The following is a 15,241-nucleotide window of genomic DNA, read 5'->3' as shown; positions in this document are numbered from 1 at the left end:
CTCACTCCCGCGCGCCCGCCCGGCGTGGTGCGCCCACTCGGAAAGACCACCGCAATGACTGCTTCCTCCCGTACCACCGCGCGCCGACGTGCCCTCGCGGCCGCCGGCACCGCAGCCGCCCTCGCGCTGACCCTGGCCGCCTGCGGGTCCTCCAACGACTCCTCGATGCCCGGCATGGACCACGGCGCCAAGCCCTCCGCGTCATCCTCAACGCAGGCCACACCCCCGATGAGCACCATGCCCGGCATGGGCACCAAGGCCGACGGCGACGGCCTGTCCGACACGAAGGACGGCTACCGCCTCACCAGCCAGGACACCACCCTCCCGGCAGGTCAGCAGGCCGCGTACCGGTTCACTGTCACCGGTCCGGACGGCAGGCCCGTCACCGACTTCGCCGTCGAGCAGACCAAACGGATGCACTTCTACGCCATCCGCTCGGACCTGACCGGCTTCCAGCACCTCCACCCGACGATGGCCGCTGACGGCACCTGGACGGCCGACCTGGCCACCCTCGCGCCCGGCACCTGGCACCTGTTCACCTCCTTCACCCCCAGCACCGGAACAGGCAAGGGCACAGCGTTCGTCCTCAGCCGCACCGCCACCGTCCCCGGGGCGGCGACGAAGACCTCGCTGCCGGCGGCAACCACCTCCGCCGAAGTCGACGGCTACACCATCACCGTCAAGGGCTCCCCGATGGCCGGCATGGAACACCCGCTGACCGTCAACATCACCCGGGGTGGCAAGCCCGTCACCGACCTCCAGCCCTACCTGGACACCTACGCACACCTCACCGCCTTCCACGAGGGCGACACCGCCTTCGCCCACCTCCACCCGACGACCAAGGTCAACGGCGACCACGGGGGACCGGAACTGTCCTTCCACGCCGAACTGCCCACGCCCGGCAACTGGCGGCTGTTCCTGCAGTTCCAGACCGGCGGAAAACTCCACACCGCCGCCCTGACCCTGAACGTCGGCTGAACCCTTGCGGGGCGCCGCCACACGGCGGCGCCCCGCGCTCACCCACCCGCTGCGCGACCGCGGAGGCGGAGCGTGTCGGTGGGCCCCAGGCCGTACTCCTGTCGGAAGGCTTCAGGAATGGTCCACGCCGTACTGCACGCACGGTCGATCGCCGGTTCGATGACCTGGGAGATCACCTGGGCTCTGATCCTGGGCTTCGCTCTGTCCGCCGTGGTCCAGGCGGTCGTCCGCAAATCCACCGTCGTCTCACTCCTCGGCGACGACCGCCCCCGCACCCTGGCCATCGCCGCCGGCCTCGGCGCCGCCTCCTCCTCGGGCTCCTACGCCGCCGCAGCAGGGGGGCCAGGGTGCCGAACTCGTGTGCGGGGGCGGCGATGCTCAGTACGGCGCCGGTCATGCCGGTGAGGGTGCGCAGCAGGCTGTGGACGCCTTTGAGCGAGGGGTGACGTCGTGGGCGGCGATCGAGTGTGCGTCCGTTGTCGGAGCCGAGGCGCCGGGCGATCTTCCATGGCTCCGAGAACACCCACTTCAGCAGCAGCGGCGCTCCCCGCGCGATTGTCAGACCCTGCGTCTAGCGTGGGAACGGAGTCGGGTCACGTCGTCCACGACACAGGAGTCGATCGATCATGGCTGAGTTCCCCGAAGGCGCACCCTGCTGGGTGGACGCGATGTTCTCCGATCTGGAGGGCGCGAAGAGCTTCTACGCCGACGTACTGGGCTGGACCTTCGCCGAGTCCAGCAGCGAGTACGGCAACTACACGCAGGCCTACTCCGACGGCAAGGCTGTCGCGGCCGTCGTGCCGCCGATGCCGGGGCAGGAGGGCCAGTCGCAGTGGTGTCTCTACCTGTCCTCGCCCGACGCGGCGGCTACCGCGGAGAAGATCAAGGCAGCGGGTGGTGAGCTGTTGATGGAGCCGATGCAGGTGGGCTCCTTCGGCACGATGGCTATCGCGAAGGAGCCGAGCGGCGCGGTGTTCGGTGTCTGGCAGCCGGGTGATCACAAGGGCTTCGAGAAGCTCGGCGAGCCGGGCTCGTACTGCTGGGCCGAGTTCTTCTCGCGCGACGTGGCCAAGGCGGACGCGTTCCTTCCGCGGGTCTTCCCGTACGGGACCCAGCAGATGGACCTCGGCGATTCCCCGGAGGCGGCGGGGATGGACTTCAAGGTCTTCAGCCTTGGCGGTCCGGAGAACCCGGTGCTGGGCCGGATGAACATGGGTAGTGATTTCCCGCCGGAGATCCCCTCCTATGTCCAGGTCTATTTTGGCGTCCCGGACTGCGATGAGGCGGTCGCGAAGACGACCAAGCGCGGCGGCAAGCTCCTCTTCGGGCCGATGGACAGCCCCTTCGGCCGCTTCGCGGCGGTGTCGGACCCGCAGGGCGCGGCGTTCGCCGTGATTGACATGTCGAAGACGGTCGGCGAGATGCCGAAGTTCGCCTGACGGGAGCCCGACCGTCCGAGGGGCGGGGTCGCCGCAGGGCCGGTTGCTCGTCGACCGCGACGGCACTCTAAGCGCCAGCGGATCAACGGCCTACTGGTCGGGGTGGCCCGCTCCGCAAGGGCTGAATACGGTGCGTCGCTGAGGAGCGCAGTGCTCAGCGTTCTTCGCGCTGGACGAGTCGGTAACGGTTGCCTGGAGTGGTGCCCTTTTTGGCGGTTGCATGCTGCTGTCGATGCGTGGTGGAGGCGTTGACGAGGGCGTTGACCAGCGGGTTGCGTGAGCGCAGCCGTCTGAGTACGGCGGTGGAGTAGCCCACGAGTGCTGTGGCGGCCGCCAGGGTGGAGCCGGAGGCGACTTGGCTGAGAACCAGGCGTAGTTCGGGCGCCGAGAATCCTGGTTCGTCGCCATGGCGGCCGTGCGCCTGCGCCATTGCCTGGACGCTGGCCATGGCGGCGTGGAAGGACGGATCCTGTTCGCGCCAGTCACTGAGCAGGGCCTCGGAGATGCCTGCCGCTGCGGCACACGCCGCCGGGGGCAGACCGAGTGCTGCCGCTCGGATGGCATCGGCCCGGCGGAGGGCATTTTCCTCGGAGAGCACCGCCGTCCCGTGGAGGACCGAGACGAGCGTGTGGTCGATCGTCTCGGGGGGCGTGACGAGGCCGGCCACGACGGAGCGGGCCCACCCGTCATGGTTGCTTGACTCACCCTGTGGGTATGCGGCCAATTTCCTCGGTCCCCCTGTGGTTCTGTCCGTGCGATAGGTGTCCGTCCGGTTCAGGCCGCCACGACGGTTGTACGATCGTCGGTTCGAGCGGTGAGGGAGGCGGAGGATCAGCGCACGAGCAGGATAGCGGTGGTGGCGCGGTCGGTGAGTACCAAGCCTGCGGCCCACAGTCTCGAAGTGCAGGGGGTGGCGAGGATTCATGCTGGGGGAAGGCCGACGACCCAGGGCGCAGCACAGGACGCCGACGGCGCAGGCGGCGGCCACCGGCCGGTCCACCGGGGCGTCTGCGGCCAGTACCCGCGCCGACCACCGTCCCTCCGCGGCCACCTAAGGAACCTGGCCGACCAGGGTGAAGCCCAGCATGGCCAGCGCCGTCACCCAGGCGCCGGCGGCGCTGACCGCGGCCGAGGCCAGCGACCACGCAGCGGAACGGGGCGGCAGTCTGCGTCCCGTCCAGGGCGCCGCCAGCGCCAGGATCGCGCCGAACAGCAGCGGCAGGCCGATCCACACGGTCTATGCCTCCGGGTGTCCGCGCAGTAGTTGCTCCAGCAACTTCTCGTCCTCGGCCGGTAGTTCGGAGACGAACCGGGCCAGGACCGCCGCCCGGTCGCCGCCATGCTCCAGCAGATCGCGCATCCCCGCGGCGGCGTGCCCGGCCTCGTCGCGTACGGGTGCGTACAGATAGCCGCGGCCGGCCTTCTCGTGGGTGACCAGTCCCTTGTCGTGCGGCCGGGACAGGATGGTCAGCACGGTCGTGTACGCGGGGTCGCCGGTTACCTGCTCGCGCACGACTCCCGCGGCCACCGGCTCCCCGACCGCCCACAGGGTAGCCAGGACCTCGCCCTCGAGCTCGCCCGGCGCACGCCGCCCCGCCGCCGCGTTTCTCCGGTCGCCCACGGTGTCCGCTCCTTCGCCTGACAGCGGACGAGCACTTGGGAGTCTCACATTTTGCGCGAGCGAACCCGGTTCGACGGGGGGTGGGGCACGTTCGACTACACCCTTGTAGACGGATGGCTGATCAACCTCTATGGTTAGCCGAGCCTTGCCTAAGCATGAGGGCAGGTTCCTTCGCGTCCGCCCGTTGCCATGGAGTAGGTATGTCCAGTTCCCAGATTGCCTTGCTCGGCGCGGTTGCGGGGTTCACGATCTACCTCGGGCTTCCGCTGGGCAGGTTGCGCAACGCCGCGCCGCGCTTGAGGGCTGGACTGAATGCCGTTGCGATCGGTGTCCTGGTGTTCCTCGTCTGGGACATCCTGACCCATGCATGGGAGCCCACGGACGCGGCGCTGAGCGACAAGCACTGGGGTACCGCGCTCGTCGGCGGAACAGTGCTGGCGGCCGGGCTGGCGATCGGACTCGCCGGATTGGTGCACTACGACCGCTGGGCGGCGGCACGGCGAGCCAGGTCCGGGCTCCCGCACGGACCCGGCGCCGCGGATACCGCCGAACTCGCCCCCGCCAAGCGGTCGCAGGCCGGTGAGCTCGCTTTGATGATCGCTACCGGTATCGGTCTGCACAACTTCGCCGAGGGGCTGGCGATCGGCAACTCCGCGGCGCAGGGCGAGATTTCCCTGGCGGTGCTGCTGGTCATCGGCTTTGGCCTGCACAACGCCACCGAAGGGTTCGGCATCGTCGCTCCCCTGGCGGCTGAGGGTGAACGCCCGACGTGGTCGACGTTGCTCTGGCTGGGTCTGATCGGCGGTGGGCCGACGTTCCTGGGCACCCTTCTTGGCCAGCACCTGGTCAATGACACGTTGTCGATCGCGTTCCTCGGCCTGGCCGCCGGATCCATCCTCTATGTCGTCATCGAACTTCTCGCGGTGGCCCGCCGTGCGGCGGCGTCGAAGGAACTGACGACGTGGTGCATTCTGCTCGGCCTGCTCCTCGGATTCGCGACCGACGCCGTGGTCACCGCCGCCGGGGTATGACCCTTCGCTAAGCATCCGGGCCCGGTAGCAGGAGGGTGAATGCCGTGGGGTCGGTGGCACTGACGGTGAGCCGTCCGCCCGCCGCCTCGGCCAGCTCCCGCGCGACCGCCAGGCCGATACCGCTGCCGAACCCGGTGGTGGTGCCCCGTTCGAAGGCGGCCCGCGGGGCGATGCGCAGAGTCCCTTCGTCCGTGACATCCACGGCGATCGCCCCGGTCGCTTCGCGCACGGTGATCAGCACGGTGCCCCGGCCGTGTCGCAGTGCGTTGTCGAGCAGGACGTCGAGGACCTGGTCGGTGGTGCGGCCGGGGAGACGAAGGGGGCCGGCCCCGGAGTGGACCGCGACATCCAGGCGCCGCCCCGCGTCGGCGAACGCGCCGTGCCAGCGGCGTTCAGCCCGCGCGCTGAGTTCGGCGGCGGTTTCATCGGGCGTGGGGACCAGCTCGCCGGAAGGCGCGCCGGCCAGGCGAAGGACTTCGTCAACGGTTCGCTGAAGATGCTGCGATCGTTCCAGGGCGTCCTCGAGTGCCTGCCGCAGGTCCGTGTCGGGGGACCGGGTCGCGTCCAGGGCGGTTTCGAGTCCGAGCTGCAGTCCTGCCAGTGGGTTGCGCAACTGGTGAGAGGCGTTGGCGCTGAAGTGCCGTTCGCGCTGCAAGAGCGTGGTCAGCCGCGCGACCATGGTGTCCTGGGCCGTGGCCAGCTGATCGATCTCCACAATGCCGCAGCGCCCCGCGCGCGCGGTGAGATCACCGTCGGCGACGGCCCGCGCCGTGGTGGACAAGGACTCCAGCGGTCGGCTGAGTGCCCGTGCCTGGCGCCGGGCGACAGCGATCGCGGCGCACAGGGCGAGAAGCACCACGCCCAGGAGCGCCAGCCAGGTCAGCAGGATGCGGTGCCATACCTCCGAGGTCGGGGTCGTGGCGCGGACGACGCCGATGACCTGTTCCGAGGTCGAGACAGGCACGGCGACGACCAGGTCACCTCCGGAACTCCCGCGCACCACCACTCCACGGGCCGCGCGCCGCGTCACGTCATCGGCCTGCGCGGAACCCGAGCCCGAGCGCAGCCGCATCGTGAGGTCGTACACGCCCAGCTTGCCCTCCGTTTCCGGTGCGGGCAGTTCCACCTCGTCACCGGCCGCGAACTGCGGTCCGACGCGGACGGCGGCGGCCAGCGCTGTCCTCTCCAGTTCCCCGCGCTCGTCGTCGAAGAAGGACCGCTGGATCACTACCGCCAGGGGGACGGCGAGCAGGACGAGGGCCACCAGGACCGCGGCGACGGCCACCCGGACCACATGTGCTCTCATATGCCCATCATGGGCGCCGGTGGCTGCTGCGGCCCGGTTGTGCGGGGGCGGGGGCGAGGTTTTGCCGTCGTCTAACCCTCATTGCGCCGGGGTTTTGCCGCCTGGTCCCTAGCGTCGTGGTCATCGCAGTCATCCCCCTGTGGAGGCCATCATGACCTTGCGAGGCTCCCTCACCGTCACGGCTGCCCTGTTGGCTGCGGTGGCGATCGCCGGATGCGGCGGCTCCGGCGGCGCCAAGGGCACGACCAGCGTACCCACGACCGCCGGCCCTTCCACCGCCTCCAGCCCCGCCGCCCCAGGCGCTTCCTCCGGCAGCCAGACACCGGCTCCGGTGGAGTCCAATCCGCCCGGTGACATCCCCGACAACCAGGCGTACGTCGCCTACGCCCCGGCTGGAGGCGGCTTCCAGGTCAAGGTGCCCGAGGGCTGGGCCCGCACCCGGACCGGCACAGTGACGGTCTTCACCGACAAACTCAACCGCATCGAGGTGTCGCAGAGCGCCGCCCCGACCGCCCCCACAGTGCAGGCGGCCGAGTCGGCGGTCGTGCCCCAGCTGGCCCGGGAGGTCCCCGCGTTCGCCCGGGGATCGGCCTCGCTGGTCTCCCGGCAGGCCGGTCAGGCCGTGCTGCTCACCTATCAGGGCAACTCCGCTCCCGACCCGGTGACCGGCAAGGTCAGCCGGGACGCCTTCGAGCGGTACGCCTTCCACCAGGGCAGCCGCGAGATCGTCATCACGCTGTCCGGTCCCGTCAATGCCGACAACGTGGACCCGTGGCGTCTGGTCACCGATTCCTTGCGGTGGCAGTGATGAGCGGAACCGCGCCCGCCCCGGCCAAGGACGAGGACAAGGGAAAGGGCAAGGACGAGCCCCACGTCCTCGACGCACGGGACCTCTACCGGTTCTTCCGCTCCGGGGAGGAGGAGACCCTCGCCTTGCGCGGGGTCAGCCTGCACGTCGGCCGAGGGGAGACGGTCGCCGTCGTGGGCCCCTCCGGATCGGGAAAATCCACCCTCCTGGCATGCCTGGCAGGGCTGGACGAGCCCGCCGGCGGGGTGGTGCATGTCGGCGGTGAGCGCATCAGCCACCGTCCGGAAGCCGAGCGGGCCCGGGCGCGGCTCCGCCGCATCGGCGTGCTGCTGCAGTCCGGCAACCTCATCGCGCACCTCAGTGTCCGCGACAACATTCGCCTCGTCCATATGGCAGCGGGACGCAGCCGAGGTCCGGCGCCGGACGCCGACCGCCTCCTCGAGCAGGTGGGCCTCAGCAGCCGGGCACGGGCACTGCCGCACGAACTGGCCGGCGGTGAACTGGCGCGTGCGGGACTGGCGGTCGCCCTGGCCAACGACCCGGACATCCTGCTCGCCGACGAGCCCACCGGTGAACTCGACGGACAGACCGAACAGCGGGTACTGGCCCTGCTCAGGGACCGTGCGAAGGACGGACGCGGGGTCCTCGTGGTCACTCACAGCCCCGAGGTCGTCAGGATCGCCGACCGGGTCATCGGTCTGCGCGACGGAAGGATCGAGTCATGAACGCCCCGACCGTGGCCCAAGCCCCGGCCGCCACGGTACTGGTGAGCTGCCAGAACGTCGCCCGGACCTTCGGCAGGGGAGCGGGCGCCGTGGTCGCGGTGCACGGCACCTACTGCCTGGTGCGCGCGCACGACCGGATCGCTGTCATGGGCCCCTCCGGGTCCGGGAAGTCCACGCTGCTCCATCTGATGGCCGGCCTGGAACGGCCGACCGGCGGCACGGTGACCTGGCCCGGCCTCACCATGGACGGTGGACTGCGCGCACGGGACATCGGGGTCGTCTTCCAGAGCCCGAGTCTGATCAACAACCTGGACGTGGCCGAGAACGCCGGTCTCCCGCTGGTCCTGGCCGGCAGGCCCGAGGGCGAGGCCCGGCGGCGGGCACTCGAAGCCCTCGACCTCGTGGGAGCCGGCGATCTGATGGGCAAGCTTCCCCAGGAACTCTCCGGCGGCCAGGCCCAACGGGTCGCCATCGCCCGTGTGCTGGCGCTGCGGCCCCGACTGGTGCTGGCCGATGAACCCACCGGTCAGCTGGACCGCGTCACCGGCCGGCACATCGTCGACGTCCTGCTGGGCGTGGCCGACCGGATCGGCGCCGCACTGGTCGTCAGCACGCACGACCCCAGCGTCGGTGAGCGGTTCCCGGCGCGCTGGACCATGTCCGACGGCCGGCTGACCGTTCCCTTCGACTCCGGTCCGCCGACCGCGGGCGACACCGGCCGGGGAGGCACACCATGATCGTCACCTGGTCGGCCGGCCTGCTGCGGCGGCGTGGCGGCAGATTGCTGGTCACGGCGCTGGGCATCGCGCTGGCCGTGGCACTCATGTCCGCGCTGGGTTCGTTCCTCACCGCGTCGAAGTCGACCATGACGGCCCGCGCGGTCCACTCGGTCGCCGTCGACTGGCAGGTGGAGGTGCAGCCCGGTGCCGATCCCGCCACCGTACTCGGCACGGTCCGCGCCGCTGCGGGTGTACGGACCGCGCTGCCGGTCGGCTTCGCCCGCAGCACCGGCTTCCAGGCCACGGTCGCGGGTTCGGTACAGAGCACCGGCTCGGGGGTCCTGCTCGGTCTCCCGGAAGGCTACCGGTCCGCGTTCCCGCGCGAGATACGGCAGTTGACCGGAGCAGCCGACGGCGTGCTGCTGGCACAGCAGACGGCCGCGAACCTGCATGTGGCACCGGGCGACACGGTGCGCATCGGCCGGCCGGGCGCGAGCCCCGTGTCCGTCACGGTGGCCGGTGTCGTCGACCTGCCGCAGGCGGACTCGCTGTTCCAGAAGGTCGGTGCCCCGCCCCAGACGCAGCCCTCCGCGCCGCCCGACAACGTCATCCTGCTTCCGGCCGCCCTGTTCAGCACCCTGACGACCCCGGTGAAGGCCGTGGACCCGGCCGCTGTCACCACCCAGATCCATGTGTCCCGCGACGCGCGCCTGCCGCAGGACCCCGCCGCCGCGTACTCGGCGGTCACCAGTGCGGCGCACAACCTCGAAGCGCACCTGTCCGGCGGAGTACTCGTGGGCGACAACCTAGGCGCCTCCCTCGGCGCGGCCCGCCAGGACGCCGTCTACGCCCAGATCCTCTTCCTGTTCCTGGGCGCCCCCGGAGCCGTCCTGGCCGCCCTGCTGACCGCGGCACTGGCGGGTGCGGGAGCCGACCGCCGTCGCCGGGAGCAGGCACTGCTGCGCACCAGGGGGCTGCGCCCCCGCCAGGTGGCCAGGCTCGCCGCGGTGGAAGCGGGTGTGGTCGGTCTGGCCGGCGGCGCGGTTGGGATCGGAATTGCCGCGCTGACCGGGCGGCTGGCCTTCGGCACCGCGTCGTTCGGCGCCACCACCGCTTCGGCCGCCACATGGTCCGCCCTCGCCCTGATCCTGGGACTCGTCATCGCAGCGGGCGCCGTGCTGCTGCCCGCTCTGCGGGATCTGCGGGCCGGCACCGTGGCCGAGGCACGGCACACAGTCAGGCACGGCCGCAATGCACTGTGGATGCGGTGGGGTCTGGACGTCGTATTGCTGGTGGTCTCCCTCCTGATTTTCCGGGCGTCCAGCCGAAACAACTACGCGCTGGTACTGGCTCCGGAAGGCGTGGCCGCCATCTCGGTGTCCTACTGGGCCTTCCTGGGCCCGGCCCTGCTCTGGCTGGGCTCCTCGCTCCTGCTGTGGCGGCTGGCAACGATGGTTCTGGCCCACGGCCGCCGGCCGTTGGTCCGGCTGGTCAGGCCGCTGACGGGAACGCTGGCCGGGGCGGCCGCAGCGAGCATGTCGCGCCGGCACCGTCCGCTGGCGCGGTCCATGGTGCTGCTGGCGCTGGCGGTCTCGTTCGCAGCCTCCACCGCGACCTTCAACGCGACATACCGCCAGCAGTCGGAGATCGATGCCCAGCTGACCAACGGCGCGGACGTCACGGTCACACAGTCACCGGGTTCCACCACCGGACCCGGCGGCGCGAGCGCTCTGGCCTCGGTCGCCGGAGTGCGGCATGTGGAGCCGTTGCAGCACCGGTTCGCGTACATCGGATCCGATCTGCAGGACCTCTACGGAGTGCGGTCGTCCACGATCGCCTCTGCCACCTCCTTGCAGGACGCCTACTTCTCCGGCGGCAGTGCGCAGAGCTTGATGCAGCGGCTTGCCGCCCGGCCCGACTCCGTTCTGGTCAGCGACGAAACCGTGAAGGACTTCCAGCTCGCCCCCGGCGACCTGCTGAATCTGCGCCTGCAGGACAGTCGCACACAGCAGTTCCGCACCGTGGCGTTCCACTACGCGGGCATCGTGAAGGAATTCCCGACCGCCCCCCGCGACAGCTTCTTCGTCGCGAACGCCGACTACATCGCCAAGGCCACCGGCAGTGACGCGGTCGGCGCCTTCCTGGTCGACACCGGCGGCACCCACCAGAGGGACGTGGCCGCGAAGCTGCGCAGCGAACTCGGCACCAGGGCGAGCGTCACAGACGTCACCCAGGCACGGACCGCGGTCGGCTCCAGCCTCACCTCGGTCGACCTCGCCGGACTGACCCGGATCGAACTCGCCTTCGCGATCCTGCTGGCCGCGGCGGCAGGCGGCATCGTGCTGGCTCTGGGCCTGGCGGAACGCCGCCGCACCTTCGCCATCGCCACGGTGCTCGGGGCCTCCAGACGACAGCTGCGAGGGTTGGTGCTCAGCGAAGCCGCCGCCGTACTCACCGGCGGAGTGCTCGGTGGCGCCGTCATCGCCTGGGCGTTGTCGCAGATGCTCGTCAAGGTACTGACCGGGGTCTTCGACCCACCGCCCAGCACGGTGGCCGTGCCCTGGCAGTACCTGGGCCTGACCCTGCTGATCACCATGACCGCGCTGGCAGCCGCTGCCCTGGCCGCGGCCCGTGCCTCCCACCGGCCGGCTGTCGAGGAGCTGCGGGAACTCTGACGGCTCACCCGGCCGGCGGGGCAGGCGCCACGCTCTCCCTGGTGTCTGCCCTGCTCCTGCCTGCCCGACCCCTACGCTTCGGAGCATGCCCATGGCCACCGCATCCGACCGGCCCGCCGCTCTGGTGATCGAGGACGACGAGACCATCGGACGCCACCTGCACACCGGCCTGCTCGGTAACGGATACAGCGCCAGCTGGTGCCGCACCGGGACTTCCGGGCTGAGCGCAGCGCACAAGGCTCTCCCCGACGTCGTCCTCCTGGACCTCGGCCTGCCCGACATGGACGGCATCGATGTCGCCCGCAGCCTCCGCGCGGACCACCCCGATCTGCTCATCGTCATCCTGACCGCCCGCTCCGACGAGATCGATGTCATCGCCGGCCTGGACGCGGGCGCTGATGACTACCTCGTCAAGCCCTTCAGCCTGACCGTTCTGCTCGCCCGGCTCCGCGCACACCTGCGCCGACGCCCCACCACAGCGCCGGAGGGCCCGGAGTCCCTCGTGATCGGTCCTTTGACCCTGGACATCGCCGCACGGCGCTGCCTGCTCAACGGAGTGGAAATCGTGCTGCGCGCGAAGGAGTTCGAACTCCTGACCGTACTGGGCCGCAACCAGGGCGCGGCCGTGTCACGGGAGGACCTGATGGCGCAGGTGTGGGACGAGAACTGGTTCGGCCCCACGAAGACCCTGGACGTCACCATGGCCTCATTGCGACGTCGCCTGCACCATGCCGCTGCCACCGCCGCCGCCCCGACACGGCCGCTGGAGATCACCACGCTCCGAGGCCACGGCTACCGGCTCGAAAGACCGGAGGAGAGCCTGTAGCGCCCGGCCGACGGCGGCTGGGAAGGACAGTCAGGTTCTGTTCAGGTGCGTCGTGCCAGCCTCGCGCCATGACGATCACGACGGAATGGTCCGGGGCCGCGCCCACGCGCCGCCAGATGTTGAACAAGGTGCCGGAGGTCACGATCTACTTCTGGGTCATCAAAGTGCTCTGCACCACCGTGGGCGAAACGGCAGCGGACTTCCTGAACAGCAATCTCGACCTCGGCCTGACCAACACGACCTACATCATGGCCGGCCTGCTGATCATCACGCTGTTCTTCCAGTTCATGGCGAAGAAGTACCTGCCCGCGGTCTACTGGATGGCGGTCGTTCTGATCAGCGTGGTCGGCACGCTGGTCACCGACAACCTCACGGACAACTTCGGCGTTCCCCTCGCGACCACCGCCGTCCTGTTCGCCATCGCGCTGGCCGCCACCTTCGCGATCTGGTTCGCGAGTGAGAAGACGCTGTCCATCCACAGCATCGTCACGGTCCGGCGCGAGGCCTTCTACTGGGCGGCCATCCTGTTCACGTTCGCCCTGGGTACCGCCGCGGGCGATCTCACCGCGGAGCAGCTGGGCCTGGGCTACTGGGTGTCGACGGTCGTGTTCGGGGCGCTGATCGCTCTTGTCGCACTGGCGCACACCGGCATCAAGCTGAACGCTGTGGTGGCCTTCTGGATCGCCTATATCCTGACCCGCCCCCTCGGCGCCTCACTGGGCGACTACCTCTCGCAGCCCGGTGACGAGGGCGGCCTCGGCCTGGGGACGGTCGGGACCAGCGCGCTCTTCCTCGTGACGATCTCGGCTCTCGTCGCCTTCCTGTCCTTCACCCGTAAGGATCAGACGGATCCCGGAGCCGCCGAACCCGTCGCGCGCGACCTCGTCCGGGGTGCCTCCGAGGGCGGGTGATACTGACCCCGTGGCTGTTCACACCCCTTCCCACCGCGACGCGCCGTCCGAACGCCGGGCCGAGCCGGCCGAAGAACCCGGCGCGCGGTCCGGCCCGGTCGTGCGCAGGACGCGGCCCCTGGTGCTGGTCGTCGAGGACGATCACGCGCTGAGGGACGTGCTGGCCCGAGGCCTCCGCGAGGAGGACTTCGAAGTGGTGACCGCCGCCGACGGCCGCAGCGCACTGCGAACCCTTGCCGCCACCGGCCACGCGGACGCCGTTGTGCTGGATGTCGGCCTGCCGGACTCCGACGGACGCGACGTGTGCCAGGCCATGCGGGCCCGCGGCCTGGTCGCACCGGTGCTGTTCCTGACCGCGCGCGACGGACTGACCGACCGACTGTCGGGCTTCTCCGCGGGAGGCGACGACTACCTCTCCAAGCCGTTCCACATGAGCGAGCTCGCCGCGCGACTGCGGGCGGCCGTGCGGCGCACCGGAAGCGAACGCGTGGTGCACGGCGCCGGGGTCCGACTCGACCCGGCACGGCATCTGCTCGAGGTGCGCGACCGCACCGCATCCCTGACACCCACCGAATTCCGTCTCCTGGCCTGCCTGATGGCCGAGCCCGGCGCGGTGGTGCGACGGCGGACCCTGATCCGCACGGGATGGCCCGACGGCGCCAGCGTCAGCGACAACACGCTCGACCAGTTCCTGGCGCGGCTGCGCCGTAAATTGCGGGAAGTGGACGCGGTCGAGGGCATCGACACCGTCCGCGGAGTCGGATACCGGTTCGCATGAGACGCTTCACGCGCCGCCCGGCCACCTTGCGCGGCCGGCTCGCATTGCTTGCTCTGGCCAGCACCGCCATATGGGTGGCGCTGCTCACAGCCGCGTTCAATGTGGTGCTCGACGCGCGGCTGCGCGCGCAGGCCGATGATCTGCTGCGCACGCGTGCGGCCGCCGTCGCCGCCACCGTCGAAGTGCGGTCCAACGGCTCACTCACCGTCCATGAACCGTCCGACGACCATGTCCTGGACACCGGAATCTGGATCTACCAGGGCCGGCGCGTCGTGGAAGGACCGCCGCCGCCCGGCGGCCCGCAGGCCTGGGCCGACCGGCTCGCCGGCGGGGAAGGGTTCGCGGACGAGTCGTCCGGCTCCGCTCCGTTCCGACTGTACGCACTGCCGATCCGGGACCGGGGTCGCCAGGTGGGCACGGTTGTCGCAGCGGTGGAAGTCACTCCGTACCGGCATACGGCCGAGACCGCGCTCATTGGGTCGATCGGTCTGGCGGTGCTGCTACTCGGGGGTGTCTACCCGGTGACCCGTGCGGTCGTGGCCCGGGCACTACGCCCAGTCGGCGTCATGAGCCGGCAGGCGGCACGGTGGAGCGGGGAGGACGCCGGTCACCGCTTCGGAGCAGAGCGACGCCCGGCGGAACTGGCCGACCTGGCGGGGACACTCGACGCACTCCTGGACCGGCTGGCCGCGGTGCTCCGGCATGAGCAGCAGTTGACCGGTGAGATGTCACACGAGCTGCGCACCCCGCTGGCCGCTCTCACCGCCGAGGTCGAATGGCTGCAAGCCAGGCCGCGCGGCGTCGAGGAGCAGGAGACCGCGCACCGGGCCATCGCGTCCGGGGCAGCCCGCATGCACGGCATCGTCGAAACGCTGCTCACTGAAGCGCGCACCCGCGGCTCCGAGACATCCGGACGGTGTTCATTGCGGGAGACGATCGAGGAAGTTGCGCGCCACAGCGCCGAAGCCCACCCCCAGGATCCACCCGTGGTGGTACGAACCGGAATCGACGGGGAGCAGCCCACTGTGGGCGTCTCCGCTCCGCTCCTGGAACGGATCCTGGTGCCACTGCTGGACAACGCCCGCCGCTACGCGGTGCGGTGCGTAGCGATCGAGTATGCGGCCGTTCCCGGACGGAACGTGGAGGTCACGGTCTCCGACGACGGTCCCGGGATTCCGGCCGGCCTGTGGGGGGCCGTCTTCGAACCGGGATTCAGGGCCGATCCCGCCAGCAGGCACGATGGAGCCGGCTTGGGCCTGCCACTCGCACGCCGCCTGGCGCGAGCGGCAGGTGGTGAGATCACGGTGTCTCCTGCCGATACCGGCGCCCGCTTCGTGGTCTCACTTCCCGCCGGATAGCGTGCGGCTCGGGGCAGCCGAGGGGTGTCAGGGCACTGCCCCTCCTCATACTGGCGCCGGAGTCGA

General features: G+C 70.4%; 15 protein-coding genes and 1 pseudogene. 12 read left to right on the top strand and 4 right to left on the bottom strand.

The window, feature by feature from the left end; all coding sequences use genetic code 11:
* Positions 1-54 precede the first annotated feature (54 nt).
* The 3 genes and pseudogenes from C6N31_RS34465 (at position 55) to C6N31_RS34455 (ending at position 2,417) form a co-directional block, all read left to right on the top strand.
* Positions 55-978 (top strand): DUF8832 domain-containing protein, encoded by a 924-nt coding sequence (locus C6N31_RS34465; RefSeq protein WP_138352759.1) that lies wholly within the window; start codon positions 55-57, stop codon positions 976-978.
* A gap of 117 nt (positions 979-1,095) precedes the next feature.
* Positions 1,096-1,314, top strand: a pseudogene (locus C6N31_RS34460) (permease); the annotation flags it as partial.
* Positions 1,315-1,604: 290 nt separating this feature from the next.
* Positions 1,605-2,417 carry a VOC family protein gene (locus tag C6N31_RS34455; RefSeq protein ID WP_138352760.1) on the top strand — a complete coding sequence of 271 codons (813 nt, stop codon included), beginning with the start codon at positions 1,605-1,607 and terminating at the stop codon, positions 2,415-2,417.
* 154 nt (positions 2,418-2,571) lie between these two features.
* Here C6N31_RS34455 and C6N31_RS34450 read toward each other — a convergent pair whose 3' ends face one another.
* The 3 genes from C6N31_RS34450 to C6N31_RS34440 form a co-directional block, all read right to left on the bottom strand.
* Positions 2,572-3,084, bottom strand: coding sequence for a hypothetical protein (locus tag C6N31_RS34450; RefSeq protein WP_138352761.1), 513 nt, complete (start codon positions 3,082-3,084; stop codon positions 2,572-2,574).
* A 384-nt stretch (positions 3,085-3,468) separates the two neighbouring features.
* Entirely contained in the window at positions 3,469-3,651 is a 183-nt protein-coding gene (locus C6N31_RS34445; RefSeq protein ID WP_138352762.1) for a hypothetical protein, read from the bottom strand.
* Between the two features lie 3 nt (positions 3,652-3,654).
* Positions 3,655-4,038, bottom strand: a complete 384-nt coding sequence (locus C6N31_RS34440) for a BlaI/MecI/CopY family transcriptional regulator (RefSeq protein WP_138352763.1) — start codon at positions 4,036-4,038, stop codon at positions 3,655-3,657.
* 200 nt (positions 4,039-4,238) lie between these two features.
* Here C6N31_RS34440 and C6N31_RS34435 point away from each other — a divergent pair, with 200 nt between their 5' ends.
* Positions 4,239-5,069 (top strand): ZIP family metal transporter, encoded by an 831-nt coding sequence (locus C6N31_RS34435; protein WP_138352764.1) that lies wholly within the window; start codon positions 4,239-4,241, stop codon positions 5,067-5,069.
* 7 nt (positions 5,070-5,076) lie between these two features.
* Here the strand turns inward: C6N31_RS34435 and C6N31_RS34430 are convergent, their stop codons facing one another.
* On the bottom strand, positions 5,077-6,375 hold the full coding sequence (locus C6N31_RS34430; protein WP_198358989.1) for a HAMP domain-containing sensor histidine kinase: 1,299 nt from the start codon (positions 6,373-6,375) through the stop codon (positions 5,077-5,079).
* 151 nt (positions 6,376-6,526) lie between these two features.
* On the opposite strand from C6N31_RS34430, the gene C6N31_RS34425 reads away from it, so the two are divergent.
* The 8 genes from C6N31_RS34425 (at position 6,527) to C6N31_RS34390 (ending at position 15,175) form a co-directional block, all read left to right on the top strand.
* Positions 6,527-7,183: a hypothetical protein gene (locus tag C6N31_RS34425; RefSeq protein ID WP_138352765.1), complete on the top strand. Its 657-nt coding sequence runs from the start codon at positions 6,527-6,529 to the stop codon at positions 7,181-7,183.
* Positions 7,183-7,908: an ABC transporter ATP-binding protein gene (locus tag C6N31_RS34420; RefSeq protein WP_138352766.1), complete on the top strand. Its 726-nt coding sequence runs from the start codon at positions 7,183-7,185 to the stop codon at positions 7,906-7,908. The genes C6N31_RS34425 and C6N31_RS34420 overlap by 1 nt, the downstream gene beginning before the upstream one ends.
* The gene (locus C6N31_RS34415) at positions 7,905-8,645 is read left to right on the top strand and encodes an ABC transporter ATP-binding protein (RefSeq protein WP_138352767.1); all 741 of its coding nucleotides are present in this window, start codon (positions 7,905-7,907) and stop codon (positions 8,643-8,645) included. Before C6N31_RS34420 ends, C6N31_RS34415 begins: the two co-directional genes overlap by 4 nt.
* Positions 8,642-11,302 carry an ABC transporter permease gene (locus C6N31_RS34410; RefSeq protein ID WP_138352768.1) on the top strand — a complete coding sequence of 887 codons (2,661 nt, stop codon included), beginning with the start codon at positions 8,642-8,644 and terminating at the stop codon, positions 11,300-11,302. Before C6N31_RS34415 ends, C6N31_RS34410 begins: the two co-directional genes overlap by 4 nt.
* 85 nt (positions 11,303-11,387) lie before the next feature.
* Positions 11,388-12,128, top strand: a complete 741-nt coding sequence (locus C6N31_RS34405; protein WP_138352769.1) for a response regulator transcription factor — start codon at positions 11,388-11,390, stop codon at positions 12,126-12,128.
* 68 nt (positions 12,129-12,196) lie between these two features.
* Entirely contained in the window at positions 12,197-13,039 is an 843-nt protein-coding gene (locus C6N31_RS34400) for a COG4705 family protein (RefSeq protein ID WP_198358988.1), read from the top strand.
* 100 nt (positions 13,040-13,139) lie between these two features.
* Entirely contained in the window at positions 13,140-13,817 is a 678-nt protein-coding gene (locus C6N31_RS34395; RefSeq protein WP_138352852.1) for a response regulator transcription factor, read from the top strand.
* A complete protein-coding gene (locus tag C6N31_RS34390; protein ID WP_138352770.1) occupies positions 13,814-15,175 on the top strand; it encodes a sensor histidine kinase in 1,362 nt (453 codons plus the stop codon). The genes C6N31_RS34395 and C6N31_RS34390 overlap by 4 nt, the downstream gene beginning before the upstream one ends.
* Positions 15,176-15,241 lie beyond the last annotated feature (66 nt).

The sequence above is a fragment of the Streptomyces fildesensis genome, from assembly GCF_016107395.1.
In the GTDB taxonomy this organism is placed as follows: Bacteria; Actinomycetota; Actinomycetes; order Streptomycetales; family Streptomycetaceae; genus Actinacidiphila; species Actinacidiphila fildesensis.
The sequence above is the reverse complement of the archived record's forward strand: the minus strand, read 5'-3'. Positions and strand labels throughout refer to the sequence as shown.